At 52.2% G+C, this 25,307-nt stretch carries 22 protein-coding genes; 12 read left to right on the top strand and 10 right to left on the bottom strand.

The window, feature by feature from the left end; genetic code table 11:
* Positions 1 to 371 precede the first annotated feature (371 nt).
* Positions 372 to 2,282, top strand: coding sequence for a 1-deoxy-D-xylulose-5-phosphate synthase (gene dxs / locus NEA10_RS05140; protein ID WP_252664184.1), 1,911 nt, complete (start codon positions 372 to 374; stop codon positions 2,280 to 2,282).
* Positions 2,283 to 2,422: 140 nt separating this feature from the next.
* Here the strand turns inward: dxs and NEA10_RS05135 are convergent, their stop codons facing one another.
* The 4 genes from NEA10_RS05135 to NEA10_RS05120 all read right to left on the bottom strand — a co-directional run bounded on the left by NEA10_RS05135 (position 2,423) and on the right by NEA10_RS05120 (position 4,117).
* Positions 2,423 to 2,965 carry a helix-turn-helix transcriptional regulator gene (locus NEA10_RS05135; RefSeq protein ID WP_252664183.1) on the bottom strand — a complete coding sequence of 181 codons (543 nt, stop codon included), beginning with the start codon at positions 2,963 to 2,965 and terminating at the stop codon, positions 2,423 to 2,425.
* Positions 2,965 to 3,234, bottom strand: a complete 270-nt coding sequence (locus NEA10_RS05130; RefSeq protein ID WP_087705593.1) for a hypothetical protein — start codon at positions 3,232 to 3,234, stop codon at positions 2,965 to 2,967. Before NEA10_RS05130 ends, NEA10_RS05135 begins: the two co-directional genes overlap by 1 nt.
* 94 nt (positions 3,235 to 3,328) lie before the next feature.
* Positions 3,329 to 3,592: a hypothetical protein gene (locus NEA10_RS05125; protein ID WP_252664182.1), complete on the bottom strand. Its 264-nt coding sequence runs from the start codon at positions 3,590 to 3,592 to the stop codon at positions 3,329 to 3,331.
* A gap of 90 nt (positions 3,593 to 3,682) precedes the next feature.
* Positions 3,683 to 4,117 (bottom strand): hypothetical protein, encoded by a 435-nt coding sequence (locus NEA10_RS05120; protein ID WP_252664181.1) that lies wholly within the window; start codon positions 4,115 to 4,117, stop codon positions 3,683 to 3,685.
* 248 nt (positions 4,118 to 4,365) lie between these two features.
* On the opposite strand from NEA10_RS05120, the gene NEA10_RS05115 reads away from it, so the two are divergent.
* Positions 4,366 to 5,172 (top strand): DUF4384 domain-containing protein, encoded by an 807-nt coding sequence (locus NEA10_RS05115; protein WP_252664180.1) that lies wholly within the window; start codon positions 4,366 to 4,368, stop codon positions 5,170 to 5,172.
* A 48-nt stretch (positions 5,173 to 5,220) separates the two neighbouring features.
* A complete protein-coding gene (locus NEA10_RS05110; protein WP_252664179.1) occupies positions 5,221 to 8,787 on the top strand; it encodes a CHAT domain-containing protein in 3,567 nt (1,188 codons plus the stop codon).
* A 182-nt stretch (positions 8,788 to 8,969) separates the two neighbouring features.
* Here the strand turns inward: NEA10_RS05110 and NEA10_RS05105 are convergent, their stop codons facing one another.
* Together NEA10_RS05105 and NEA10_RS05100 are read right to left on the bottom strand one after the other, a co-directional pair.
* Positions 8,970 to 9,323, bottom strand: coding sequence for a metal ABC transporter permease (locus NEA10_RS05105; RefSeq protein WP_252664178.1), 354 nt, complete (start codon positions 9,321 to 9,323; stop codon positions 8,970 to 8,972).
* Positions 9,307 to 9,474 carry a hypothetical protein gene (locus NEA10_RS05100; RefSeq protein WP_252664177.1) on the bottom strand — a complete coding sequence of 56 codons (168 nt, stop codon included), beginning with the start codon at positions 9,472 to 9,474 and terminating at the stop codon, positions 9,307 to 9,309. The genes NEA10_RS05105 and NEA10_RS05100 overlap by 17 nt, the downstream gene beginning before the upstream one ends.
* A gap of 358 nt (positions 9,475 to 9,832) precedes the next feature.
* Here NEA10_RS05100 and NEA10_RS05095 point away from each other — a divergent pair, with 358 nt between their 5' ends.
* A complete protein-coding gene (locus tag NEA10_RS05095; protein WP_252664176.1) occupies positions 9,833 to 10,699 on the top strand; it encodes a sulfite exporter TauE/SafE family protein in 867 nt (288 codons plus the stop codon).
* 9 nt (positions 10,700 to 10,708) lie between these two features.
* Here the strand turns inward: NEA10_RS05095 and NEA10_RS05090 are convergent, their stop codons facing one another.
* The gene (locus NEA10_RS05090; RefSeq protein ID WP_252664175.1) at positions 10,709 to 12,112 is read right to left on the bottom strand and encodes a M23 family metallopeptidase; all 1,404 of its coding nucleotides are present in this window, start codon (positions 12,110 to 12,112) and stop codon (positions 10,709 to 10,711) included.
* 178 nt (positions 12,113 to 12,290) lie between these two features.
* Here NEA10_RS05090 and NEA10_RS05085 point away from each other — a divergent pair, with 178 nt between their 5' ends.
* The 6 genes from NEA10_RS05085 (at position 12,291) to NEA10_RS05060 (ending at position 20,020) form a co-directional block, all read left to right on the top strand.
* Positions 12,291 to 12,899, top strand: a complete 609-nt coding sequence (locus NEA10_RS05085) for an alpha/beta hydrolase (protein ID WP_252664174.1) — start codon at positions 12,291 to 12,293, stop codon at positions 12,897 to 12,899.
* A 220-nt stretch (positions 12,900 to 13,119) separates the two neighbouring features.
* Entirely contained in the window at positions 13,120 to 13,332 is a 213-nt protein-coding gene (isiD, locus tag NEA10_RS05080; protein ID WP_170188505.1) for a protein IsiD, read from the top strand.
* 63 nt (positions 13,333 to 13,395) lie between these two features.
* Positions 13,396 to 14,631, top strand: coding sequence for a bifunctional phosphopantothenoylcysteine decarboxylase/phosphopantothenate--cysteine ligase CoaBC (gene coaBC / locus NEA10_RS05075; RefSeq protein WP_252664173.1), 1,236 nt, complete (start codon positions 13,396 to 13,398; stop codon positions 14,629 to 14,631).
* A 14-nt stretch (positions 14,632 to 14,645) separates the two neighbouring features.
* On the top strand, positions 14,646 to 16,889 hold the full coding sequence (locus NEA10_RS05070) for an ATP-binding protein (RefSeq protein ID WP_252664172.1): 2,244 nt from the start codon (positions 14,646 to 14,648) through the stop codon (positions 16,887 to 16,889).
* A 30-nt stretch (positions 16,890 to 16,919) separates the two neighbouring features.
* Positions 16,920 to 17,351, top strand: coding sequence for a response regulator (locus tag NEA10_RS05065; protein WP_252664171.1), 432 nt, complete (start codon positions 16,920 to 16,922; stop codon positions 17,349 to 17,351).
* 314 nt (positions 17,352 to 17,665) lie between these two features.
* Positions 17,666 to 20,020, top strand: coding sequence for an EAL domain-containing protein (locus NEA10_RS05060; protein ID WP_252664170.1), 2,355 nt, complete (start codon positions 17,666 to 17,668; stop codon positions 20,018 to 20,020).
* Positions 20,021 to 20,026: 6 nt separating this feature from the next.
* On the opposite strand, the gene clpX is transcribed toward NEA10_RS05060, so the two are convergent.
* The 3 genes from clpX to tig form a co-directional block, all read right to left on the bottom strand.
* A complete protein-coding gene (gene clpX, locus NEA10_RS05055; RefSeq protein WP_252664169.1) occupies positions 20,027 to 21,355 on the bottom strand; it encodes an ATP-dependent protease ATP-binding subunit ClpX in 1,329 nt (442 codons plus the stop codon).
* Positions 21,356 to 21,516: 161 nt separating this feature from the next.
* Entirely contained in the window at positions 21,517 to 22,158 is a 642-nt protein-coding gene (gene clpP / locus NEA10_RS05050; protein WP_374111894.1) for an ATP-dependent Clp endopeptidase proteolytic subunit ClpP, read from the bottom strand.
* 76 nt (positions 22,159 to 22,234) lie between these two features.
* Positions 22,235 to 23,623: a trigger factor gene (gene tig / locus NEA10_RS05045; RefSeq protein ID WP_252664168.1), complete on the bottom strand. Its 1,389-nt coding sequence runs from the start codon at positions 23,621 to 23,623 to the stop codon at positions 22,235 to 22,237.
* Positions 23,624 to 23,885: 262 nt separating this feature from the next.
* Here tig and NEA10_RS05040 point away from each other — a divergent pair, with 262 nt between their 5' ends.
* Positions 23,886 to 24,134: a hypothetical protein gene (locus NEA10_RS05040; RefSeq protein WP_252664167.1), complete on the top strand. Its 249-nt coding sequence runs from the start codon at positions 23,886 to 23,888 to the stop codon at positions 24,132 to 24,134.
* A 110-nt stretch (positions 24,135 to 24,244) separates the two neighbouring features.
* Positions 24,245 to 25,300 carry an aspartate-semialdehyde dehydrogenase gene (locus NEA10_RS05035; protein ID WP_252664166.1) on the top strand — a complete coding sequence of 352 codons (1,056 nt, stop codon included), beginning with the start codon at positions 24,245 to 24,247 and terminating at the stop codon, positions 25,298 to 25,300.
* The last annotated feature ends 7 nt before the right edge of the window (positions 25,301 to 25,307 follow it).

Below are 25,307 nucleotides of genomic sequence, written 5' to 3'. Positions count from 1 at the left end.
TTTTTTAAGATTTGTTGCTAAAATATTTTGTAGCAGGGCAAGTGTTTAGCTTTAACTAATCCTAGCCAAGCCCCTCCCGCCTTTCCATGGAGTATTCACTTGATGGCTGCATTCTAACACCAGTTCTCTGATATTTGTTAAATATGTAGCAAAACTTAACCGCAATTTATGTAACAAAAGCGTAAAGATTTGTCCCGGTTGTATTATTTTGAAAACTTAAGTCAAACTGAATACACAGCTTAACAAAAGAGCGAAAAAATTTCCCCCTACAAGGGCGAAAGATTTTTTGCCAAGGGCGAAAGATTTTTCGCCCCTACTCATCCTGACGGCGTCAGGCCGCCAATGACAAAACTACTTATGGACTTGCACCGATGCATCTAAGCGAAATCACCCATCCGAATCAACTCAAAGGGCTATCAATTCATCAACTCGAAGAGATTGCCCGTCAAATCCGGGAGAAGCACCTGCAAACCATTGCCGCCAGTGGGGGTCACCTGGGTCCGGGCTTGGGGGTTGTGGAATTGACATTGGGACTCTACCAAACCCTAGACCTCGACCGCGATAAGGTGACGTGGGATGTGGGACATCAGGCCTATCCTCATAAGCTGATTACTGGGCGTTATAACGACTTCCACACCCTGCGACAGAAAGATGGGGTGGCGGGCTATCTCAAACGCAGTGAGAACCCCTTTGACCATTTTGGGGCCGGTCACGCTTCCACCAGTATCTCGGCAGCGTTGGGGATGGCCCTGGCGCGAGATGCTCAGGGGGAGGATTATAAATGTGTGGCGGTGATTGGTGATGGGGCCTTGACGGGGGGGATGTCCCTAGAAGCCATTAACCATGCGGGCCATCTGCCGGATACGAATCTTCTGGTAGTTCTCAATGATAATGAGATGTCCATTTCTCCCAATGTGGGGGCGATTCCTCGTTATCTCAATAAAATGCGCCTCAGTGACCCAGTTCAGTTCCTCACCGATAACCTGGAGGAACAGTTTAAGCATCTGCCCTTTTTTGGGGAAACCTTCACTCCGGAGATGGAACGAGTTAAGGAAGGGATGAAACGGCTGGCAATTCCCAAGGTGGGGGCGGTGTTTGAGGAACTCGGCTTCACCTATATGGGACCGGTGGATGGTCATAACTTGGAGGAGTTGATTGAGTCGTTTAATAAGGCCCATCACATTAAAGGACCGGTTCTGGTTCATGTGGCGACGGTGAAAGGGAAAGGCTATGCGATCGCCGAGAAAGACCAAGTGGGCTATCATGCTCAAAAGCCCTTTGATTTGGCGACGGGGAAAGCGTACCCCTCCAAAAAACCGACTCCCCCGAGTTACTCGAAAGTCTTTGCCCAAACTCTGATTACTCTGGCTGAGGAGAATCCCAAGATTTTGGGGATTACGGCGGCGATGGCTACGGGAACGGGGTTAGATAAACTCCAGGCCAAGTTACCCAAACAGTATATTGATGTGGGTATTGCTGAACAGCACGCCGTGACGTTGGCGGCGGGGTTAGCCTGTGAGGGAATGCGTCCGGTGGTCGCGATTTACTCGACCTTCCTGCAACGGGGTTATGACCAAATTATCCATGATGTCTGTATTCAGAAGTTACCGGTGTTCTTCTGTTTGGACCGGGCTGGGATTGTTGGGGCTGATGGTCCGACTCACCAGGGACTGTATGATATCGCCTATCTGCGTTGTATCCCCAATATGACGATTATGGCGCCCAAGGATGAGGCGGAGATGCAGCAGATGTTGGTGACGGGGGTTGAACATACCTCGGGACCGATTGCGATGCGCTATCCTCGGGGAAGTGGCTATGGTGCGCCGTTGATGGAAGAAGGCTGGGAAGCGTTGCCGATTGGTAAGGGTGAGGTTCTCCGCAGTGGCGATGATGTGTTGCTAGTCGGCTATGGAACTATGGTCTATCCGGCGATGCAGGTGGCGGAAATTCTCAGTGAACATGGGATTGAGGCCACGGTGGTGAATGCCCGCTTTGTCAAGCCTTTGGATATTGAGTTGATTGGACCCTTGGCTGAACGGATTGGTAAGGTGGTTACCCTGGAGGAAGGCTGCATTATGGGCGGCTTTGGTTCGGCGGTGGTTGAGGCCCTGATGGATGCGGATGTGGTGGTTCCGGTGAAGCGGTTGGGGGTTCCTGACAAGCTGGTGGACCATGCACAACCGAATGAGTCTAAGGCGGATTTGGGCTTGATGCCGTCTCAAATGGCGGAGACGATTCGCAAGTCCTTCTTTGCGGAGTCTAAGTCAAGGTTGGCGGTGTAGAGTTGGATTCCCCCCATCGGTGTCAGGTGATGCGGGTGGGGGGATTACTCAACTTTTCAGGCATTTGTGCCACAGATAGCCGTAGGGGCAATCCCTTGTGGTTGCCCTCCCTTGTGGTTGCCCTCCCAGGTCGTCTCACCTCAAGCCGGAAGAAGCTGAGTAAATAAGGATTCTAGTTCTCGCTGTCTCTCGACATCAACCTGGTGCCACTCTCGGATGATATTCAAATCTCGATTGACCTGGGATAATTCTAATAACTCCGGGTCAATCTGATAGTTTTTTTCTTTGATTAACCAAGTCAAAATGTCTGATAAATGCCAAATTGAGGGAGTTCCATGGTAAACGGGATGGGGGGAGTTCGCTCCGCCGGTAATCAGCAGATTGCGGATATTTTGCCGCGTACATCCGAGGTGCTTGGCTACATCGGTTATGCTGATTAAATCGGGGCTAACGTCTATTAAGTTGGCTTCAGGAATGGCTCGTTTCACATCTGCGATCGCACTATGCACCGCCTCCGCTGCTGAAGACGCATTCCGGGTAAAGTTCAAGGCAATTTTTCCGAGTCGTCCCACACCGACTAAAGCATCATCACACCCATTCACGTGCAAAATATCAACGTAATGGCTCGGATGCGGTTCGCTGTCGGGGAGGTTAAAGGTTACTGTAAAATCATAGTTGGGCATTATTCAGAGTCCTCTAAACGTTCCGGAGGATTGTGAATCGTGCAGTTATCAACAACACGACAAATTTGTTTGGCATGATTGCCAGGGTTTCTAGGAGTACTCCAAATGCTGGCAATACAAAACTCTCCACAGCGGCATTGGTTATCGTTGTAAGGACAGTATAGTTTTCCCCAGGCATGAGAACCACCCATCTCAACACGCCAACCGTTCTGTTCAGCATATTGTAAGGCGGACTCAACCTCTTGTTTTGGGTGTTTTCGTCTGACCATCAGGATTTCAGGCATCTGTCCTAGTCTAGCTGATGACTCCCACATTGTCGAGTGACAATCAACCGGATGATGGGTGGGGCCTCTCAATCCAGTATCACTCCCCTGAGGATGAATTGAGGCTTTGTGGAGAGGTGATGGGTTCCCGAAATCGGGGACGCGACTCTAGGGAGGACGTCAGGAGGATGACAATTAGGAAGATGACCCAAAAGCCGATTAAACCATCCATCACGGTCAGGGGAATCTCCGGTCGCGTCTTTTGACCGCAGAAGGAACAGTAAACCCAGCCACCCCGGCTTTCTCGGGTGCAGGGGAGACTATGGAGTTGGGTCATCTCTTTATAAGGACAAATCATCATCATGAGTTTGGGGTAGGGTGAATTGGTTTGGTTTGTTGGAGTTCCATCGCTAAAACCCACCTCGTTGCACTGGGTGGGTTTTGCTATGATTGCTTATTGGTCACATGGAATAATTAGCATTGTGTTGTTACTGAGGATTTCCAGGGCAATCGCACTCTCGTTCAGCTCTTTTCCCATGCAATATGACCCTTGAATCATGGCATTAAGCCGTTGTTGCAACACCGCTGCTGTCATGTAGGATTTCACCAACAAAATCGGCTCCTCGACCCAATTCTGAGTCGTAGGATTCCACCAATTGCCCTCGGAAAATGTCGTATTGTACCCCCCAGCTGCTTGAGTTAAGCCCTTGATAAAGCCTTTCGCCTGGGGATATTTGTGGACGGGGATATGCCAGCGAACGGCATACGGTAAGCGGTCTAGGGCGATGGGCGAGGGGGCGATCGCACTCTCAATTAAGGGAGAACTGCCATTTTGAGGACTCATGAGATTGGGCATCACATTGGGGAGAATTTTAGAAATGTGTTCCATGACCTTGCCTTAAATTCGATGGTTCTAGTTTGGCAAGTCAAATCAAAAATGACCAGCTATTTTGTCGTTCACTCTTAATAGTTTGTCCCAAAAAGTCGCATCATGTCGCACGATGTCTCAGGATGTCGCAAAATGTCTATTCATCTGTGTTGAACCCTAGACGATACCCCAAAAAAGTAGTTAGCATCAGTCCAGACCTAAACCAAATCAGCTACAGTATGGATAGATTCAAGCTCACTCTTGTTGACATGATGGAGATTCCTCAGGCCTACGACGCCGAGTTTTTAGGTGATATTGCTGAGAAACTTGACCTCTCCCCCCTAAGCCGCTGTATTTTTACCGAGCGATTATCCCAGCAGAATCTCGATGCCAATTGGACTGACATCGTCGAATCCTGCCAGCCTCGGCTGACACCAGACCAAGCCAGGAAAGATAACTGGAGTCGGCAAATTCTGCCCAAACTGAGAGAACTGGGATTTGACCACGACGCCAACGCCAAAAAACTGTGGCAGGCCGTGCGTCCCTGGTTAGTCGAGAATCGCTATCATCCTTGGCTGTGGGACAAACTCAGCCAGATATCACAGAAGACGCAACAGATGGGAATTAAAGCCGCCCCTTCTCCCGACCATTTAGGGATGCTTCCCAAAAGAAACGACTATCTGACCACCGTTCCCCTGGGGAGTCAAGTCATCTTTGAACTGCAACTGCCAGACTCGGCCCATCTGACCTTACTGGAACGGGAACCCAATGGAACTGTGGTCTGCTTATGTCCCTCTCCTTTCGCCCAAACCAGTCAGTTCCAACCGCAGCAAGCCACCCCCATCCGCCTACCCCAACCTTCAGCCCCTCAACCGGTATTTGAGTTAACGGAACCGGGCAAGGAACAGTTAATTGCCTTGTTGACTCGGGAAAAGCCCCCCTTCCCCTGGTTGGAACAGAGTCGCTTTGAGGCGATGACGTTGCGGGAGTCACAGTTGCAGGAGATGCTGGAGTATGTGAGGGGTCACAACAGCCCCCAAAGGCGGTTACTTTATACCGACTTTAAGGTGGTTTGAGCGGGTTTCGTGTTTTTGTGTCAGAGTTTTTGATGGGGTTAAAAAATCATGAATGTTGTTAAGTGGTTAAAAAGTCTTGTTCCAGGACGGCAAGCTAATATTAAAGCCGTTAATGAACAAGTGGTGCAACTGTACCAGCAGGGACAATACGCCGCCGCGATTCCCTTGGCGGAACGGGCGGTGAGGCTGGCGCGAGAACGTTGGGGAAACCAGCATCCAAATGTGGCAATGAATCTCAACAACCTGGCACAGTTGTACTACTCTCAAGGGCGCTATGGGGAAGCCCAACCCTTGTATCAAGAAGCCTTAGACATCATTCGCATTGCCCTTCCCCAAAACCATCTCAAGATTGCCATCGCTCTCAACAACCTGGCGGGATTGTACTCCTCTCAAGGGCGCTATGGGGAAGCCCAACCCCTGTATCAAGAAGCCTTAGACATCATCCGCATCGCCCTTCCCCCAAACCATCCCAAGATTGCCATCACTCTCAACAACCTGGCGGGATTGCACTCCTCTCAAGGGCGCTATGGGGAAGCCCAACCCCTGTATCAAGAAGCCTTAGACATCATCCGCATCGCCCTTCCCCCAAACCATCCCCAAGTCGCCATTCACCTCGACAACCTGGCGCAGTTATACCAGTCGCAGGGGCGCTATGGGGACGCCGAACCCCTGTATCAAGAAGCCTTAGACATCGACCGCATTGCCCTGCCCCCAAACCATCCCGGACTCGCCACCCACCTCAACAACCTGGCGGGGTTGTACGAGTCTCAAGGGCGCTATGGGGAAGCCGAACCCCTGTATCTGGAAGCCTTAGACATCATCCGCATCGCCCTTCCCCCAAACCATCCCGAACTCGCCACCCACCTCGACAACCTGGCGCAGTTGTACCGGTCTCAGGGGTGTTATGGGGAGGCCGAACCCCTGTATCAAGAAGCCTTAAACATCGACCGCATTGCCCTGCCCCCAAACCATCCCCAACTTGCCACCCACCTCAACAATCTAGCTTTGTTGTACGAGTCTCAAGGGCGCTATGGGGAGGCCGAACCCCTGTATCAAGAAGCCTTAGACATCATCCGCATTGCCCTGCCCCCCAACCATCCCCAACTTGCCACCCACCTCAACAATCTAGCGCAGTTGTACTCCTCCCAAAGGCGCTATGGGGAAGCCCAACCCCTGTATCAAGAAGCCTCAGACATCATTCGCATTGCCCTGCCCCCAAACCATCCCCAACTTGCCACCCACCTCAACAATCTAGCGCAGTTGTACTCCTCTCAAAGGCGCTATGGGGACGCCGAACCCCTGTATCAAGAAGCCCTCGATATCATCCGCATTGCCCTGCCCCCAAACCATCCCAACCTTGCCTCCGCTCTCAATAACCTAGCTGAGTTGTACCGTGGTCAAAGGCGCTATGAGGAAGCTGAACCCCTCTATCTCGAAGCCCTAGACATCGACCGTATCACCCTGCTCCCAAACCATCCTTCCCTTACCAATGTCCTCAATAACCTAGCCTTGTTATACGAGTCCCAAGGGCGCTATGGGGAGGCCTCGGAACAGTTCCAAGCCTCCCTAGAGTCGGAACAACAGCGCCTACGCTATATCTTCAGTATCAGTTCTGACCGGGAACGCCGGGAGTATCTGCAATCCAATCCCGAAAGCTATTACGGCTTCCTTACCCTAGTTTGGCAACATCTGGCCGATGACCCGCAAGCCGTTGGCGCGGCGTTGGATGCCCTGTTGCGCCGCAAAGCCCTGACCACAGCCGCCCTAGCTGCCCAGAGTGCCGCCATTTACAGTGGACGCTATCCCGAAGCGGTTCAATCCCTATTCCGCAACTGGCAACAGTGTCAAGAGAAGATTCGAGACAAACTGTTCGAGGTGATTCCGTCTCTACCCCATGAATCCTCCCAACAGTACGGACAGCGCCTAAAACAGCATCGTGAGGACGTCAGCCAACTCTATCAAACCGCCGAAACCCTGGAAAAAGAACTGGCGCAGGAAATCCCAGAATTGCAACTGGACCAGGACAATATCAACCGTCAGCTAATTGCCGCTCAACTCCCCGACGGTTCAGCCTTGGTGGAGTTCGTCCGCTTCACACGCTATGATTTCCGGGCCTCGAAAGGAAAACAATGGCAAGAAGAGCGTTATCTCGCCTTTGTGGTCATGGCGCACCAACCGGAACGGGTGCGGCTGCTGGATTTAGGGGAAGCGGAACCCCTCGATACCTTGATTCAATACTTTCGCCGTCGGTTTGTCGGCCCGGGTGACCACTTTGGCCTGACGGGTTCAGCCCGCGACATTGACTCCTCTACGGCGGACAGTCAACGGTTACAACAAATCCTCTCTCAACCTCTCCTCAAGGCCTTGGGGGAGGTCTCCCACTGGTTTCTAGCCCCGGACAGCACTCTTAATCTGTTACCGTTCCAGATTCTTCCCCAGTTTCCCCATTGCCCCAGTCCCTATCTCGGGGACACCTACAGTATCAGCTACCTCAGTGCTGGACGAGACCTGTTGCGAACGAACATCACCAATCGCCCCCTCAAGGTCTGCCCCGCTACTATTCTCGCTGACCCGGATTATAACTGGGATGGGCAGAAGTCCCACGCCACCCTAACTCCGGAAGCCAAGTCGGAAATCGCTACGGCAGATTTAGGGGCAACGTTAACCCACCTGTCGGGTTTCGGCCGCGCTGTGGGAACCGATGGGTTTGGTCGTCGCGTCGGGGAACTGCTGGGGGTTCAACCCTATTTGGATAAAGAGGCGGTATCCTGCCATTTGACTGATGGAGACTGTCCCCGTATCCTCGCTGTCGCCACCCACGGCTTTTATAAAACTGCCCAAAAACCTTATTTGGAGTTTGTTAAGGATTTACTCGAAGCGGAAACTGGACGGGAAACGGAACTGTTTGCAAAACATCCGTCCCTGATAAACTCTCGCCTGCTGGATGCGGTGGAAGAGGTTGCTCAATTTTACGAGAGCGAAATTCCCCAAGTTAGCGAAAAATTACGCAATGTTACCCCCCAAATCGAAGCCTATATCCGCGAACATCCCCCCAGTCGCCTCGATGAAGATGCGGAGGATGCCATGTATCGGGGGGGAATTGCCCTGGCGGGGGCGAATGTTTGGAATCAGGGACTCCCCCTCTCGGAGGGAATGAAGGGGGTTCTGTTTGCGCAAGATGTGGCGGCGTTGGATTTGTGGGGCAATGAACTCAGCGCCCTGATTGCCTGCGTGTCGGGGCTGGGTGAAATCGCTTCGGGTGAGGGTGTATTTGGCTTACGGCGGGCGTTTGTGGTGGCGGGGTCGAAAACACTCCTAATGAGTCTTTGGTCGGTTCCTGCCCGCGCTACGGTGTATCTGATGGAACGGTTTTTCCACTATTTGAATGAGGGACTGGGACGGGCTAAGGCCCTCAGTTGCGCTCAGTTTGATGTTCGCACGGTGACGGCGGGGGAACTGCGGCGGTCAAAATTAGGGCGGGAGATTTTGCAGGAGTTGAAGGGTCATTATAAGGATGAGGATTGTCCGTTGTCGCGTCCTAGATATTGGGGTGCGTGGGTGTTGCAGGGGGATATTTCTCCGTTGGCGGTGGAGTTGGCTGAGGGGACGGTTTGAATTATGGTGTCATCCCATTTTTCGATAAGCTTGCTAGATATCCATACTGGGAGAGGGCGAACCACTTGCGGTGGGGCGACCCCTTATGGCACGATTTTTAAAAAATGGTGTAATCTGCGATTTTTTTCCTGAACACTCTAAATCCAGAAGACCCATGATTTGACGGCTCTCGTTCTACTTTTTTAAGCGATAACTCGTCGTGCTAAGGTCATGGAGGCGGCGATTAAAAATAAGCCCAGTTGTGCGACGACAATACTCGGACCCGAGGGCCAGTCCCAAAAGGCAGACATGAACATTCCCCCCACGGCACTCAAAGACCCAATTAGGGTAGAGGTTAAAAGATAGCGTGTGAAATTTCCGGTGATTAGCTGTGCTGTACAAGCAGGAATGACCACAAAGGCACTGATGAGTAAAACTCCGATCGCCCGAATGGAAATCGCTACCACCAGAGCGAGTAGAGTGATAAATAACATTCGATGTCGCGACACCGAAATCCCCCGAGCAATGGCTAAGTATTCATTAAGTGTGACTAGCATTTGAGTTCGTAGGGTTAAACTGACAAATAAAATACAGGCCACTAGATAGAGCGTCTGTCCAAATTTTTGTGTGTTCTAAAAGATAGGAAACGACTAAGGCAAAAACAACGGCGAAGGGGAGCAGAACTAGGGTGGGGTTAACGCCAAGCAAGACGCCGAGACTAATCCCTAACAGAGCGGAATGTCCTAAGCTATCAGCGAGAGTGCTAAAATCTCATCATGGCTAACTGATGTGTCAGAATATCCACTCCCAGTTTTGGCTGGCGGAGTTCGTAAAACGCGAGAGGTTCGACCACTGGAGTTTTCTTTTTGTTGGAGAATTTCTTCGATTAGGTCGGAGACACGTTCATTAGGATGCTCTTGCAAATAGTGCTTAAGTCGGTTGGCCAGTGTGTCTGAAAGGATAATAGAGCGTTCCATAGGAAGCTGTTCTGAAACGACACTTAATTTTAGCCTTCTGTTCTCTATTCCCCATTCCCTGTTCCCTATTCCCTGTTCCCCATTCCCTCATGAGTCTCGACTATTGGTTTCTATTTCCCATTGCGGTGATGATTGCCACGATCGCCATGGCTTCAGGAGTTGAAGGGGCAACGTTCTTTACGCCCCTATTTATCATCCTCTTGGGCTTACCCACAGATGTAGCCGTCGGAACGGGACTGATTACCGAGGTATTTGGGTTTTCCAGTGGTGTCTACGCCTATGTCCGTCGCGGCTTCATTGACTATCAGCTAGGTCGAACCTTACTCGGGGTCACCATTCCGGTGGCGTTGCTGGGGACTTGGCTGGCCAAAGTTATTCCTGATGATGTCCTCAAGGGCATTTTAGCCGTGGGACTGTTGGCGATCGCCATTAGTTTTTTGCGCTCTCCCGGATCTCCCCAGGATGAACAGCTCCATTCACTCCCCCAGACAGCCTCGACGGGTGAGGCTGAAACCAATCTCACCTCAACCTCTGGCGACAGATTTCGTTACCGGATTAGCAACTATCGGGAAGGACGGCTGCTGGCTAGTGTCGGGGCCCTTTTTCTGGGGATGGTGTCCACGGGATTGGGGCAACTCAATGGCTATTTTCTGATCCAACGCTGTCGCGTTCCCAGTCCCGTAGCCGTAGCGACCAGCGTGTTTATTGTGGCCATTACGGCGGCGATCGCCTCCCTGGGCCATGTGATTCAATTTATCCAAGCGGGAGATGAGGTCGTCAATCGGGTTTTAAGTTTAGTCCTGTTCACAGTCCCCGGTGTCCTCATTGGCGCTCAACTGGGGGCGATGGTTGCCAGTCAGCTTCCTCAATCCCGCCTCGAACGTAGTATGGGAGTCCTCTTTATCCTGGTGAGCATCATCCTGGGCGCAGAGATTTTCCTCAAAAATGCCACCTAGAGAACATCTCTAATAGACGTATTTACTCAACCGATTCACCTCGATATTGCCCTTGACCACAAATTCCAGAGACCAACGGGGGGGATTGATTCGCCGTCCATACCAAAAGGCTTCCCAATGTAAATGAGGACCGGCGGAAATGCCACTACTGCCTACCGCCGCAAATAAGGAGCCAGCCCGGTGAATTCCTGGAATGCAATCACTGAGATGGAAGGCCTCAAACTCATAACTGGGGAAACTGGCACTCTTCAGGTGGGCTACTAACCCTTTAGCGCCATCGTAATAACAGGAAACTTTTACATCACTTCCTTCCTTACCCACAGCGTAGAGAGGCGCACCATAGGGCATTGCTAAATCCACGCCGAGATGGGGAACATTCTGATAGCCCGTAACGGGATGTGTGGAGCGACAATCGGAGCCATCAGGTTGTTGACAGGGAAGATAAATATCACTGACGCGATAGCCGCCAATCCGCCAATTGCGATCGACGGGTTTTTCTAACTTGGGAGGTAAACTGGCGGCTAAGCCTTCAATGGGTCGTTGAGAACTACGAGCCATCAGATTGAGGGGAGAGTCAACATCCTCGGGAAAGGGATCGGGGCCGGGGTCTGCTAACTTAGATTGCTCCGAGATCTGTTGCGGTTCTGAGATGAAGTCTAATGGGAGTTCAGCGGCGGTTCCGTTGCTGGGAGGTTCGGCGGAGTCTCGGGAAAAGGGATCTGAGGCGATCGCCCCCGGCCGAGACTCCTCCCCGGCCCCATCACCCAGGGGACTGGAGCCGAGCAGCCTTGGGTGATTTTCTTTGACTCCAAGATGCTCAGGGCTAGGGTCCGTCAGACTTAAGGGCAGGTCTTCGAGCCATTTTAGGGGGCTCAGCAGTTCTGGATTCCAGCGCCAAATTCCTCCCAGGATGCCCAAGGCGGTTAGAAAAAACACACCCAGTTGTAGCTGTAACCGACGACGTTCAGCATTGAGAAGCTGATGGTGTTGATCTTGCAGGGCAGCAATTTGAGCGGCGGCAATTTCTCGCTGTTTCTGCCAAGTTCTAGAAGGGGGAGTGCTCATCATTTCCCAGCCCAAGGTTGCCCCGTTGAGAGAGGCATCAGCTAAGGGAATTTGCATCAGAGGCGGCTCAGCCACGACGCTATTTCGGTTCTGAGGCGCATATTTGGCACCAGCAGGCGCACTGAGTTTGGATGGGTCAGTTCGGGGACGTGAGCTGGCTGTGGTCGTGGTTTGAGATTGAGGGCGAGATTGAGGACGAGATTGAGGACGAGATTGAGAGTGGGGGGGGTGACGCTCCTCAACTGTTCGAGGGGTGCGATCGCTTAAGAATGGATGGGAGAGAAAACTCCCGTCAAGATACGGATTGTGTTTTGTGGAGTTAACAGTGGGAACGGGAAAATCAGTCATGAGTTGGGACTCTCGGGACATGGTAGATAACAACCTGAATAGCAAAATTCTGCCAAACAGTCGAGATACAATAGGGGCCGATCACAACCCGTATCTCGGAGTGAGCCTATCAGCTCAAGCCGCCTTGAGCAATTGTGGCTCCTTAGGGAGGGTTCGTCGATAGAATCCTACAAAAACGATGGATGTACTAAAACTCGAACCTCAAGCTGGAGTTGAAGCCTGTGCAGCCCTTGTGCTGCTGCATGGCTGGGGCGCCAATGCCCGTGACCTAGCCTCGCTACAGCTGATGCTAGATCTACCTGATTATGTCTATTTTTGTCTGGATGCGCCACTGCCTCATCCCCAAGTTCCAGGTGGAAAAATGTGGTACGACCTAGACAGTGAGGCGTATGACGGCCTCGACCAAAGTCGGGCTGAATTAGCAGCTTGGTTTGATGGTTTTGAAGCGCAGACGGGGATTCCTCTAGCGCGAACGGTCTTGGCGGGATTTTCCCAGGGGGGAGCGATGACCCTAGATGTGGGATTTCGTTACCCCTTTGGGGGGTTAGTCGCGATGAGCGGTTATCTCCATGATTCTCCAGCTTTGGAGGGGAAGCTTCCGCCGGTTTTACTGCTCCATGGCCGCTTTGACCGGGTGGTTCCTCTCCAGGCAGCTCAACGGACTCGGGAAACCCTGATGGCCGGTGGGGCAACGGTTGACTATCATGAGTATGATATGGCTCATGAGATTTGCCCCCTGGAGGTGGCCCAACTGCGACGCTTTGCCTTGGAAGTAGTTCAGCCCTAACAGGCTTGTTCGTAATGGGTGGGGTTGAGATTGCAAAACGTTAACGGGGCCGGCGATCGCCCCGGAATGTCCTAAGATGTTAAAGAGAAGGGGTTCATGAAAATCCATTGAGGTCAACCTCAGGTTGCTCTCAAGTGGGTTGCCCTAATTGCATCATGTTAAAACAGCAACGGCATTAGTTCGTTGTGTTGTGCATTCTAGGACTAGGGAGGCGACCGTCATGACCACGATTACAGTGTCTCGGGACGATTTAGCAGCGGTTACAGAAGACCAAGTGAAGCTGTTAGCCAATCGACTTGATGCCGATGATTACAGCAATCCATTTGAAGGACTCGAAGACTGGCATTTGCTGCGAGCCATCGCCTTTGAGCGTCCGGAACTCGTTGAACCCTACAGTTATCTATTAGAATTTGAGGATTGCGACGAGAGCTAACTCCGAGTTACTTCCAAGGGAGGATGCTGTCGATCGCCATCAACGGTAGTTTTTGGGTCTTTCATGGCATCACTGACAGGACGACGGGTTCTCATTGGTTTAACGGGCGGGATTGCCGCCTACAAGGTCTGTGAGGTGGTCTCACGGCTGATTCAGGATGGGGCAGAGGTTCGCGTCATCTTAACCTCGGGGGCGCAAGCCTTTGTCACCCCCTTGACCTTAGCCACCCTATCCCGTCACCCGGCCTACACCGATGAGAGTTTCTGGCAGTCGATTCATGGACGACCCCTACATATCGAGTTGGGGGAATGGGCCGATGTGTTGGCCATTGCCCCCCTCACGGCGAACACCCTGGCTAAACTCAGCCATGGCCTGGCGGACAATCTCTTAACCAATGTGGTTCTCGCGTCAACCTGTCCGGTGTTACTGGCCCCCGCCATGAACACCGATATGTGGACTCAACAGACGGTTCAAGAGAACTGGCAGCGTCTCCAAACTAACCCCCGCTTCCATGGTATTTCCCCAGGAGCGGGGCTTTTGGCTTGCGATCGCGTGGGGGTGGGCCGCATGGCCGAAAGCCATCGCCTCGTCACCCATATTGAATCCCTCTTACACAGCGGCGGCAAACAAGATTTAGCCGGCCGTCACCTTCTCGTCAGTGCCGGGGGAACCCGCGAATACTTCGATCCCGTCCGTTTTATCGGCAATCCGGCCACGGGCAAAATGGGGATTGCTGTGGCCCAAGCGGCGGCCCATCGCGGCGCCACGGTGACCCTGGTTCATAGTTGTCTTAACCCTGAAGCCATTTCAGATATCCGAGAAATTAACAGCATTGGGGTTACCAATGCCGAAGAGATGTCTGACCAAATGCAACAGCATTTCCCCCAGGCGGACTGGGTGGTGATGACGGCGGCCGTGGCCGATGTCAAACCCGCCCAATACTACGGCCAAAAGTTGGCTAAAACGAAGCTGCCCTCAGCCCTCCCCCTCGTCTCCGTGCCAGACATTATCGCGACCCTAGCACAGCAAAAACAGGCTCATCAACGGCTGATTGGCTTTGCAGCTCAAACCGGAGATATTGTCACCCCCGCCTTAGAAAAATTACGACGCAAGAAATTAGATGCGATCGTGGCCAACCCCGTCGATTTACCCAATGCGGGTTTCGGCAGTAACACCAATCAAGCGGTGTTTATTGATGCCAACGGCAATCAGAGTTCCATAAACTCCTGCACCAAACTCCAACTCGCCCATTATCTCTTGGACTGGGTGGACCATTTACAGCCTATTGCCGACGAGTAGCTGCCAAGGAATTAATGATAGATAGCGAAGCTCCAATTCAGTATTACGACAAGATTCAACCTCATGGTATGGTTTGGGTCTTGTCCCAGGAACCTGATAGTAATTGGCGTATCCTACAAGTCAGTGCCAACAGTGAGGCGTTTCTCGGGCTGCCTCCGGAACGCCTACTCAGTAAGCCTCCAGCTCAACTCCTCGATGCCAAAAACCGTGAGATTCTCAAGGAAGCCCTAGAAAATCTCGATCCGACCATTCCCCCCCGTTTTAATTTAACCCTGGAGGGGAATCAGCGATCGCGAACCGTTCAAGGACGAGTCCATGAGAATGCCGATGGCCTCCTGATTTTAGAATTGGAACCCCGACGCGAGGAAACAACGGTCTCCCTAACCGCCTTTTATCAGACGGTTCGCTCCCATATCCGTCGGTTACAGACCACTGATAATATCCAGCATCTTTGTCAAACGGCAGTTGAGAGTATTTACGAATTTACCGGCTTTGATCGGGTGATGGCCTATGAGTTTAATCCCCAAGGTCATGGATGTGTCGTGGCGGAAGCCAAACGAGAAGACCTCCCGGCCTATTTAGGCCTACATTACCCAGACGTTGATACCCGGTCCTGTCGTCATCTGTTTAGCTGCAACTACAGCCGCCTGATTCCTGATGCTCAAGGGCCGGGTGTTGACCTGGTGCCGGCCTGTAATCCTGAAACGGGACGGCCTGTGGATTTGACCTATTGTGAATTGCGGGGGGTTGTTCCCTGTCACCAAACCTATTTGAAGAATATGGGGGTGCGCTCAACTCTGGTGATGTCTCTGTTCCGACAACAGCAGCTTTGGGGGCTGATTTCCTGTCATCATCTCAATACGAAATATTTACAGGAGTCTCAACGGGAAGCCTGTACGCTCTTGGTTCAGTCCCTATCCTTGGAACTGTCGGTAAAGAGTCAGCGGACGGAATATGCCGATCGCGTGGCCTGTCAGCGTAAGTTATCTTCGTTGCTTGAGGCCATGTCGGAGACTCAGGACTGGGTTAAGGGTGCGTTGGAGAATGAGGACTTGTTTTTGGGGATGGTGGCGGCGTCGGGGGCGGTGATTTATCGGGATGGCCTCTGTGATCAGGTCGGCCAAACTCCGTCCCCGATACAAATTTTGCGCTTGGTGTCTGAGATTGAGGCCCAGATGGAGGAGCAAGTCTTTAGTTGCGATCGCCTCGATGAGATTGACGAAACGGCCGCTTGTTATCGTGACGTGGGGAGTGGAGTGCTGGCCATCTCCATTTCACCGGCGCTGCGACATTATATTCTCTGGTTCCGCCAGGAATATCGGCAAACGGTGCGTTGGGCCGGAAACCCGAACCAGGCGATTGAGCAAACCTTAGAGTCAGATGGAACCGTCCGCTTATCTCCCCGAGGCTCGTTTGCTGAATGGTGTGAACAAGTGCAGGGTCAATCCCTGCCCTGGCAGGATTGGGAAACGGAGGCGGCCCTGGCGCTACGAGAGGCAATTTTGAAGGTGGTGATTCGTCAGGCGGATGCGTTGGCGAAGTTAACGCGGGAGTTGGAACGCTCCAATGCTGAGTTAGAGAAGTTTGCCTATGTGGCCTCCCATGACTTGCAGGAACCGCTGAATCTGGTGTCAAGTTACGTACAATTGCTGCAACTGCGTTATGGCGATCGCCTCGATCAGGATGCTCATGAGTTTATCGGTTTTGCGGTGGAAGGGGTGACCCACATGCAGCGTCTGATTGATGATCTCTTAGCGTATTCCCGGGTGGGATCTCGCGGTGAGCCATTTCGTCCCGTCTCCGTCAATCATGTTCTAGAACGAGTTCGGGTAAATTTACAGAGTCGTATTGATGAAACTCATGCCATGATTGAGGCAGATGACTTGCCTGATGTAATGGCAGATGAGATCCAGTTAATGCAGGTCTTTCAGAACTTGATTGGCAACGCCCTCAAGTTTCATGGAGATACCCCAGTCACGATTCAAATTCAGGCTGAGCCGGATCATCACATGTGGCGTTTTTGTATTCAGGATAATGGCATTGGCCTAGAACCCCAGTTTGCGGAACGTATTTTCTCGATTTTTCAACGGTTACATACCCGCGATGAATATCCGGGAACCGGCATTGGCCTGGCAATTTGTAAACGAATTGTGGAACGTCATGGTGGCAAAATCTGGGTAGAATCCTCGTTAGGCGCTGGAGCTAGCTTTTATTTTACCCTCCCGGTTTGTCAGCTCGGGCCTGTTGAGAATGCGTGAGGAGAGTCAGTTCCCTTGGATGTATTTTGGATGAAACGCCGAAAAATTTTGCTGGTTGAGGATAATGTAGCTCATGTGCGCTTAATTCAGGAAGCGTTCAAGGAGAGTCAGTTATCCCATGACCTGATTCCGGTTAAGGATGGAGTGGAAGCCATGGATTATCTCCATCAACGGGCCCCCCATGAGGATGCTAGCCGACCTGATGTTATTCTCCTAGATCTCAATTTACCGCGCAAGGATGGCCGGGAAGTCTTGGCGGAGCTGAAAGGAGACCCTCATTTAGCCCAGATTCCAGTTTTGGTATTGACCACCTCGAATAATGAGACCGATATTCAGGAAAGTTATCGACTCCATGCCAACTGTTATATCCAGAAGTCGCAAAATCTTCAACAGTTATTGGCGATCGTACAGACAATTCAGCGGTTCTGGTTAGAGGTTGTTACCCTACCTCTGGATGCTTAACCGGCTTGACTCCATGGCGTTGAGGTGGGGCTAACTGATGTAAGGATACCCCGAGAGAGCCGGTTAATCCCTCGGGGTATTGGCTCTATCCTAGGGGGGATCATTAAGATAATGTTAGAAAATCAGGAAATCTGTCCAACATCTGATCCAATGTACAAACCCCCAATTATAGATAAATTATCAGAGTTTTGGTCTAAGTTGTGATTATTTTCTAAAAAATACTAAGTTTTGTATCTATATCCGGGCAAAAGGACGGGATCCACGAAGAAAGATTGCATAATATGGATAAGACTTTAAAATAGTTTACTTTTAAGATGTCCGTTAACTCAGTCAAGATCCTACTGATTGAGGATAATCCCGCCGAAGCGAGGCTACTGCAAGAGTTACTCAAACAAGCCTCTACTGCTCGTTTTACCTGGTTCTGTGAGTCTCGCTTACAGGCGGCGATCGCCGTTCTCAAAGAGCAGTCGTTTGATGTGATTCTGCTTGATCTGACTCTCCCTGATAGTCAAGGGTTAGAGTCCCTCAGTGCGATCGCCGGGATTCGTCCTCAAGTTCCGATTGTTGTCTTAACCAACACCAACGACGATGATCTAGCCCTAGAAGCCATGCGCAGTGGGGCCCAAGATTATCTCTTCAAACGCCAGGCCAATACGGAACTCTTAGGGCGTTCAGTACGCTATGCCATTGAGCGTAAACAGGCCTCTGAGGCAGTTCGCCAAGCGAAGGAAGAACTTGAAGAGCGGGTTCAGGAACGTACAGCGGAACTGGCCTTAACCAACGAGCAGTTACAACGGGAGATTGGCGATCGCCTACGGATTCAACAGGCCCTCGTTCGAGAAAAAGAACTCGCTCAAGTCACCCTACAGTCCATCGGCGATGCCGTCATTGCCACAGATGCTTTAGGACGGATTCAATCTCTCAATCCAGTGGCAGAAACCCTAACGGGCTGGCAATCCCATGCCGCTCAGGGTCATTCCCTTGATACAGTCTTGCGCCTCTGGGATGAAGCCACTCATACCCCAGTCCAGGATTTACTGGAACAGGTACTCCAGGAGGGAACAGCCTTAGATCCTTCAGAACGTCGTTTAGTGGGGGCGAACGAAACCCAAGAATTTTTCGTAGAACTCTCCGCCGCGCCCATTCGTCTCGATGACGGCAAAATCGTCGGGGCGGTGTTAGTTTGTCGCGATGTGACGCCAGCCCGGAGTTTGGCCCAACAGTTATCTTGGCAGGCCCGCCATGATGCGTTGACGGGACTTCCCAATCGTCGAGAGTTTGAACATCGTTTAGAGGCGGCGATCGCCCATTCTCGCAGTCATCAGACCACTCATGTCCTCTGTTACCTGGACTTAGATCGCTTTAAAGTCGTTAATGACACCTGTGGTCATATGGCGGGGGATGAACTGCTGCGCCATATGAGCGCCCTCCTGCAACGGCATACCCCGAAAGCCGATCTCCTGGCCCGTCTCGGGGGAGATGAATTTGCCCTATTGCTACATCACTGCGATCTCGACCAAGCTCAACAACAGGTTCAGGAATTGATTGAGCGAATTCAAGCCTTCCGCTTTATCTGGGAAGATAGCACCTTCACCGTGGGGGTGAGTGCCGGACTGGTGGAAATTAACGCCGAAACCGACAGTTGGGCCCATGTCCTCAGTGCGGCGGATACGGCCATGTATGCCGCTAAAGATGCCGGGCGCAATCGCTTACAGATTTATCAAGCGGACGATCACGACATTGCCCAACGCCATGGGGATATGCAATGGGTGTCGCGGATTGTTAAGGCCTTGGAAGAGGACCGTTTTTGTCTGTACGCCCAGCCAATTATCCCAGCGGATCCTCAACGGCGATCGCGCGATCGCTATGAAATTTTGCTACGCCTCGAAGACGAAGATGGCAACATCGTCACCCCAGGGGCTTTCATGCCGGCCGCCGAACGCTATGACTTAATGCCCGCCATTGATCGCTGGGTGGTGCGGCAACTATTCTCCCAACTGCATTATCTGCCAGAACAGCGGAATCAGCCTAAACCCCTGTATATGGTTAATCTCTCGGGGGCCAGCTTTAATGACGAACGCTTCCTCACCTTCCTACGGGAGCAATTCTGGCTGCATCACATTCCCCCCTCGATGATTTGCTTTGAGATTACCGAGACGGTAGCCATCTCCAACATCAACCAAGCCGTTCAGTTTATCCATCAACTCAAACAACTCGGCTGCTGCTTTGCCCTCGATGACTTCGGTAGTGGTATGTCTTCCCTCAACTACCTGAAAAATCTCCCGGTGGACTATCTCAAGATTGACGGCCACTTTATTCGCAACGTGGAACACGATGCCATTGACGCTGCCACCATCGAAGCCATCAACCATATGGGCCATGTCATGGGCCTGCAAACCATTGCTGAATTTGTAGAAAACCCAGCCACGCTACAAAAAGTTCAACATCTAGGGGTTGACTTTGTCCAAGGCTACGGCATTGCCAAACCCGAACCCCTAGCCATCCCAAAGTCTGCCCCCTCCCGCAACCGGGGTCGGAAACGCAAACAACGCGCTCCGGTCACCCCCCGCTTGAGAGCCGTTAATCGGGAACCACGGCCCCAACTTACGGCTTCAGGCGTCTCTAAATTTATCTCTCTAGGCGACTCAGTTGCACCAACGGAGGGCTAAACGGCATCAGGCAGACTCGGGTTTAGGGAGTGACGACGGGTGCATCACAACCTCACTGGTTGAGCGTTTCTCCACCATTTCCCGAGTAATCACGCAACGAGAGACATCCTTACGGGATGGCAACTCATACATCACTTCCAGCATCAGTTCTTCAACAATGCTACGCAGGGCCCGCGCCCCAGTTTTACGGCGATAGGCTTCCTGGGCGATCGCCCGCAACGCCTCAGGACGAAACTCCAACTTAACATTGTCCATGTCCATGAGCTTCTGATATTGCTTAATCAGAGCATTACGGGGCTGGGTGAGAATCTGGACCAGGGTTTCTTCGTCCAACGGTTCTAAGACCGCTTCAATGGGAATCCGGCCAATAAACTCAGGAATGAGGCCAAACTTCACCAAATCTCCGGGTTCGAGGTTACTGAGGACATCCACAGTCCGTTTATCCCGAGGTTTGCCGTCTCCCGGCTGCACAAAGCCGATACTCTTCTTACCCAAACGCTGTTCCACCAGCTTCTCTAACCCCACAAAGGCCCCACCACAGATGAAGAGAATGTTACGGGTATCAATTTGGATACAGTCTTGATAGGGATGCTTACGTCCTCCCTGAGGGGGGACGTTGGCCACGGTTCCCTCCAGCATTTTCAGCAGGGCCTGTTGCACCCCTTCACCGGAGACATCTCGTGTAATCGAGGGATTTTCACTCTTGCGAGCGACTTTATCGAGTTCATCGATATAGATAATGCCCCGTTGCGCTTCTTCCACATCGAGATCTGCCACTTGCAGCAGGCGCAGTAAGATATTTTCCACATCTTCCCCGACATAGCCAGCTTCCGTGAGGGTTGTGGCGTCGGCAACGGCAAAGGGAACCTCCAAGATGTTGGCCAGGGTTTGAGCCAAGAGGGTTTTACCACTTCCGGTTGGGCCAATGAGGAGGATGTTGGATTTTTGCAATTCCACATCATCCCCCTCCGTTTTATTTTGATTGGCGCTGAGGCGTTTGTAGTGGTTATAGACGGCAACGGATAGAACTTTTTTAGCCGCCTCTTGTCCGATGACATGGTCATCGAGATAGTGTTTAATCTCAATGGGTTTGGGAATCTGTCCCAACGAGAGCTTCGCCGAGCGAGGGCGACGGCGTTCGGGAGATTCAGATCGTTGTGCGCTCGGGGGGGCTGCGGCACCCGAATCGTACAACTCTTCATCGAGGATTTCGTTGCACAAGTCTACGCATTCGTCGCAAATATACACGCCGGGACCGGCAATGAGCTTGCGCACTTGCTCCTGAGACTTGCCGCAGAAGGAGCATTTTAGGTGAGAGTCGTACTTATTCGGCATAACCTTTCTCGTGCGGAAATTCAGCCAGGATGGATGAGGGACAATTCAAGAGCTAAGTCATGGAAGCGAGGACAGGAGACCCGTCTGAAGACGGCCAAGGCTTCGCCGAGGCTTAACTGGCGTTGGAGAGTGTGATCCCAGCACACCCTCCAACCTGAGCGTCAGTTTGACGCGGCCAAAGCTACAGGGGACTGAGCGATGACCGTATCCACTAACCCGTACTCCCGAGCCTCTTCTGCGGACATAAAGAAGTCCCGCTCCGTATCGGCTTCAATGCGTTCGAGGGGCTTACCGGTATGTTGGGCGAGTAGGCGGTTGAGGGTACTCTTATGATAAAGAATTTCCTTGGCCTGGATTTCGATATCCACCGCTTGCCCTTGGGCACCGCCGAGGGGTTGGTGAATCATAATCCGGGAGTTGAGCAAGGACATTCGTTTACCTGGGGCCCCAGAGGCGAGCAGAAACGCTCCCATACTGGCCGCCAAGCCAAAACAAATCGTCACCACGTCAGGGCGAACCTGCTGCATGGTGTCATAGATGGCCATTCCCGCTGTCACGGACCCCCCTGGAGAGTTGATATAGAGTTGGATATCTTTTTCGGGGTCATCGGCGTCAAGATAGAGCAGTTGGGCGACGATGGAGTCGGCCACGGCATCATCGACGGGGGTGCCGAGAAAAATAATTCGCTCTCGTAATAGACGGGAGTAGATGTCAAAGGCGCGATCGCCCATCCCGGACTGTTCGACGACCATGGGAATGGTTCCCTGGGCGCTGGAATAGATGTGCGGGTGGGACAGGTTCATCAAGTCGCGTCCGTAGGCTTGGGCTCTCAACATAGATTTAGACGTTCAGCTCGCAGTGGGTAAACCGTTATCAGGCTTAGGAGTCTTGGGATTCGTCGGGGTCGGTGTCGTCTGTTTCCTCGGCAGCGTCATCCTCCTTGGATAAACTGCCTTCGGGAACTAGCTCGATCTTAGCGCGTTCTCGCAGCCAGTCGAGGGCTTTCTGAGAAAGGAGATCTTTTTCAACAAATCCCTGCAAGCGTTCCTCGTCAATTTCGCGATCGCTCAATTGCTTGCGAATTTCAGCGGCTCGCTCTTCTTTCTCGTCCTCACTGGAGTCTAGATCTTGGAGTTCGGCGATTTTTTCGAGGGCGAGGTCCTGTTTGAGTTGGGCGATCGCCTCGGGACGAGAGCGTTCGCGCATTTGAGCCAGGTTATCTTCATTATAGAGGCTACGGATATCCATGCCATACTGCTGCAACTGCATGGCCGTTTGAGTGAGCATGTAATCGACTTCCTGTTTGATGAGGGTTTCAGGAAAGTCCACCTCAATACAGTCCTCCAGAGCCTTCAGCAGAGCCCCGTTGATGTTGCTCTTGGTTTTGTCTTCGGCCTCCTCTTTAAAGCGGTTTTCGATGGATTCTCGCAGTTCTGCCATCGTGTCAAAGTCACTGATGGTTTGAGCAAAGTCATCATCGAGTTCTGGAAGTTCCCGGGTTTTGATGTCCTTAACAGTGACGGTGAAGATAGCCCCTTGGCCGGCGAGTTCTTCATTGGGATAGTCTTCGGGGAATTTAACCTCAAAGGATTTAGTTTCATCGGCGTTCATACCGACGATATTTTCCACGAAGCCCTCAATGAAGCGGCCTTCATCGAGTTCCATTTGGGTATCTTCAGCACTTCCACCGGGGAAGGGTTCCGGTTCTCCTTCGCCGTCTTCGGGCAGGAGTTTCCCTTCATAATCGACGGTGAGAACATCCCCGAGTTGAGCGGCGCGATCTTCGACGGGAATTAAGTTGGCTTGTTCGAGGCGTTGCTCCTCAAAGAAGGCATCCACTTGCCCCGGGTCATACACCCGTTCCTCGGCGGTAATTTCGAGGCCTTCGTAATTGTCAACCCTGGCCTCAGGGGGAACGTCAACGGCAATTGAAAAGGTCAGAGGGTGACCGGGGGTGAATTGTTGAATCAGCTCTTCAATCGGGGTTCGCAGGCTGTAGTTGCCCAGAACATCCAGGTTTTCTTGGTCAATGGCCTGTTTGAGACTATCTTCAATGCTTTCTTCGAGGGCGGCAGCTTTGATGCGCTCACTGCCGAGACGCTTGATGAGAATCTGTTTGGGAACTTTACCTTTACGGAATCCCGGAATGTTCGCCGCTTGTGTGAACTTTTGCAACGTGCGATCGTAGGTTTTCTGGGAAATCTCCGAAGGAATTTCGATTTCCAGAGCAATTTGGGATGCGGGAAGCTTTTCCTGGGTTACTTTCATGCCTTGCTTGACTGTTTGATTCTAGTGGTAATGTGGGTAAGGTTTGCTGCCTGTTGAGAGGAGATGACCGTCCATCACAGGACCGTCCATCACAGAGGCGATCGCCCGAAGTCCGGGAACGACATTCTAACGTCTACGTCAATGGTCAGAACGAACGACTGCGCCCCGAGGCTGAGCCATCCTAAGAGATGACTGCGGCTGTGCCATGTCTTTAACAACAAGCGAGGCAATCCAATATAGTCTAGCCCAATACTGAACCGCCGTGCTGACTCCGACCGACTTGCAGACCCAATCTGACCCAACCCTGAATCTGCGCTATGCTAGATCCGAAGGTCGCCATTTTCTGGACAGACTCCAGACAGACCCGGCCGCGCCGTTACAGCAGGTGAACCCGCCATTGCGCTTACTGGGCAACTCTGCTAAGGTGGCTGTCGATGAGATGATCATCTGTTATATTCAAAACCTATTTGCTGATGGACTCACTTTGCAAGCCCCCCCAGGGCAACACTGATGACACAGTCCCCAAGCACCCCTTATAGAAACCGTCAGACAAACCGTTACGGAATCGATACGGAACCTAGCTAAAACGCTATTGAAGAACGAACGAGGAGGATCTGAAACTTGCCCAAGTCTTATCGAGTTGCTATTCTCGGTGCCACTGGCGCAGTGGGTACTGAGTTAATTGAGTTGTTGGAGCACCGCAACTTCCCCTTATCCCAGCTTAAGCTGTTGGCCTCTCCCCGCTCAGCGGGACAAACGATTCCCTTTCGCGGTGAATCGCTGACCGTGGAGGCCGTGGCGGATGGCTGTTTTAAGGATGTTGACCTGGTGTTAGCCTCAGCGGGAGGCTCTACCTCGAAGCAATGGCTCCCCCAAGCGGTGGAAGCTGGGGCGGTGGCGATAGACAACTCCAGTGCCTACCGCATGGACCCTCAAGTACCACTTGTGGTTCCAGAAGTCAACCCAGAGGCAGCCTTTGACCATCAGGGCATCATCGCCAACCCCAACTGCACGACGATTTTGATGGCAGTTGCCATTTACCCCTTACATCAGGTGCAACGGATTCGGCGCATTGTCGTCTCAACCTATCAATCGGCCAGTGGGGCTGGGGCCCGAGCGATGGAGGAGTTAAAAACCCAGGCTCAAGCCATTCTCAATGGGGAAGACGCGACCCCCTCGGTGTTGCCCTATCCCTTGGCGTTTAACCTCTTCCCCCATAATTCTCCCATCTCGGAAGGAGGTTACTGTCAAGAAGAGATGAAAATGGTCAATGAGACTCGTAAAATTTTCAATGAGCCGGAGTTGGCCATTACCGCAACCTGTGTGCGGGTTCCCGTCTTGCGGGCCCATTCAGAGGCGATTAACCTGGAATTTGAGCAACCGTTCTCCCGTGCGCGGGCCTGCGAAATCCTAAGCACAGCCCCAGGGGTCGTGCTACAAGAAAACTGGCAGAGTAACTACTTCCCCATGCCCATGGATGCCGACGGTCGCGATGAGGTTCTCGTGGGCCGCATCCGTCAGGATATCTCCCATCCCTGTGGCTTGGAACTCTGGCTCAGTGGTGACCAAATTCGCAAGGGAGCCGCGCTCAACGCCGTGCAAATTGCTGAATTGCTCAGCCGTGAGTCGGGTGATGCCTCGTCCCCGTCGTTGTCGTCTAGCAGCGTACAGCGGTAAGGGGGGG

Source organism: Phormidium yuhuli AB48 (assembly GCF_023983615.1).
Lineage (GTDB): Bacteria > Cyanobacteriota > Cyanobacteriia > Cyanobacteriales > Geitlerinemataceae > Sodalinema > Sodalinema yuhuli.
This window is presented reverse-complemented; position numbering and strand designations above follow the sequence as displayed.

Bases quoted from the DNA above. Each gene is read 5' to 3' on its own strand.
- dxs (WP_252664184.1), top strand. From the start codon at position 372: ATGCATCTAAGCGAAATCACCCATCCGAATCAACTCAAAGGGCTATCA.
- NEA10_RS05135 (WP_252664183.1), bottom strand. From the start codon at position 2,965: ATGCCCAACTATGATTTTACAGTAACCTTTAACCTCCCCGACAGCGAA.
- NEA10_RS05130 (WP_087705593.1), bottom strand. From the start codon at position 3,234: ATGGTCAGACGAAAACACCCAAAACAAGAGGTTGAGTCCGCCTTACAA.
- NEA10_RS05125 (WP_252664182.1), bottom strand. From the start codon at position 3,592: ATGATGATGATTTGTCCTTATAAAGAGATGACCCAACTCCATAGTCTC.
- NEA10_RS05120 (WP_252664181.1), bottom strand. From the start codon at position 4,117: ATGGAACACATTTCTAAAATTCTCCCCAATGTGATGCCCAATCTCATG.
- NEA10_RS05115 (WP_252664180.1), top strand. From the start codon at position 4,366: ATGATGGAGATTCCTCAGGCCTACGACGCCGAGTTTTTAGGTGATATT.
- NEA10_RS05110 (WP_252664179.1), top strand. From the start codon at position 5,221: ATGAATGTTGTTAAGTGGTTAAAAAGTCTTGTTCCAGGACGGCAAGCT.
- NEA10_RS05105 (WP_252664178.1), bottom strand. From the start codon at position 9,323: ATGCTAGTCACACTTAATGAATACTTAGCCATTGCTCGGGGGATTTCG.
- NEA10_RS05095 (WP_252664176.1), top strand. From the start codon at position 9,833: ATGAGTCTCGACTATTGGTTTCTATTTCCCATTGCGGTGATGATTGCC.
- NEA10_RS05090 (WP_252664175.1), bottom strand. From the start codon at position 12,112: ATGACTGATTTTCCCGTTCCCACTGTTAACTCCACAAAACACAATCCG.
- NEA10_RS05085 (WP_252664174.1), top strand. From the start codon at position 12,291: ATGGATGTACTAAAACTCGAACCTCAAGCTGGAGTTGAAGCCTGTGCA.
- isiD (WP_170188505.1), top strand. From the start codon at position 13,120: ATGACCACGATTACAGTGTCTCGGGACGATTTAGCAGCGGTTACAGAA.
- coaBC (WP_252664173.1), top strand. From the start codon at position 13,396: ATGGCATCACTGACAGGACGACGGGTTCTCATTGGTTTAACGGGCGGG.
- NEA10_RS05070 (WP_252664172.1), top strand. From the start codon at position 14,646: ATGATAGATAGCGAAGCTCCAATTCAGTATTACGACAAGATTCAACCT.
- NEA10_RS05065 (WP_252664171.1), top strand. From the start codon at position 16,920: ATGAAACGCCGAAAAATTTTGCTGGTTGAGGATAATGTAGCTCATGTG.
- NEA10_RS05060 (WP_252664170.1), top strand. From the start codon at position 17,666: ATGTCCGTTAACTCAGTCAAGATCCTACTGATTGAGGATAATCCCGCC.
- clpX (WP_252664169.1), bottom strand. From the start codon at position 21,355: ATGCCGAATAAGTACGACTCTCACCTAAAATGCTCCTTCTGCGGCAAG.
- clpP (WP_374111894.1), bottom strand. From the start codon at position 22,158: ATGAACCTGTCCCACCCGCACATCTATTCCAGCGCCCAGGGAACCATT.
- tig (WP_252664168.1), bottom strand. From the start codon at position 23,623: ATGAAAGTAACCCAGGAAAAGCTTCCCGCATCCCAAATTGCTCTGGAA.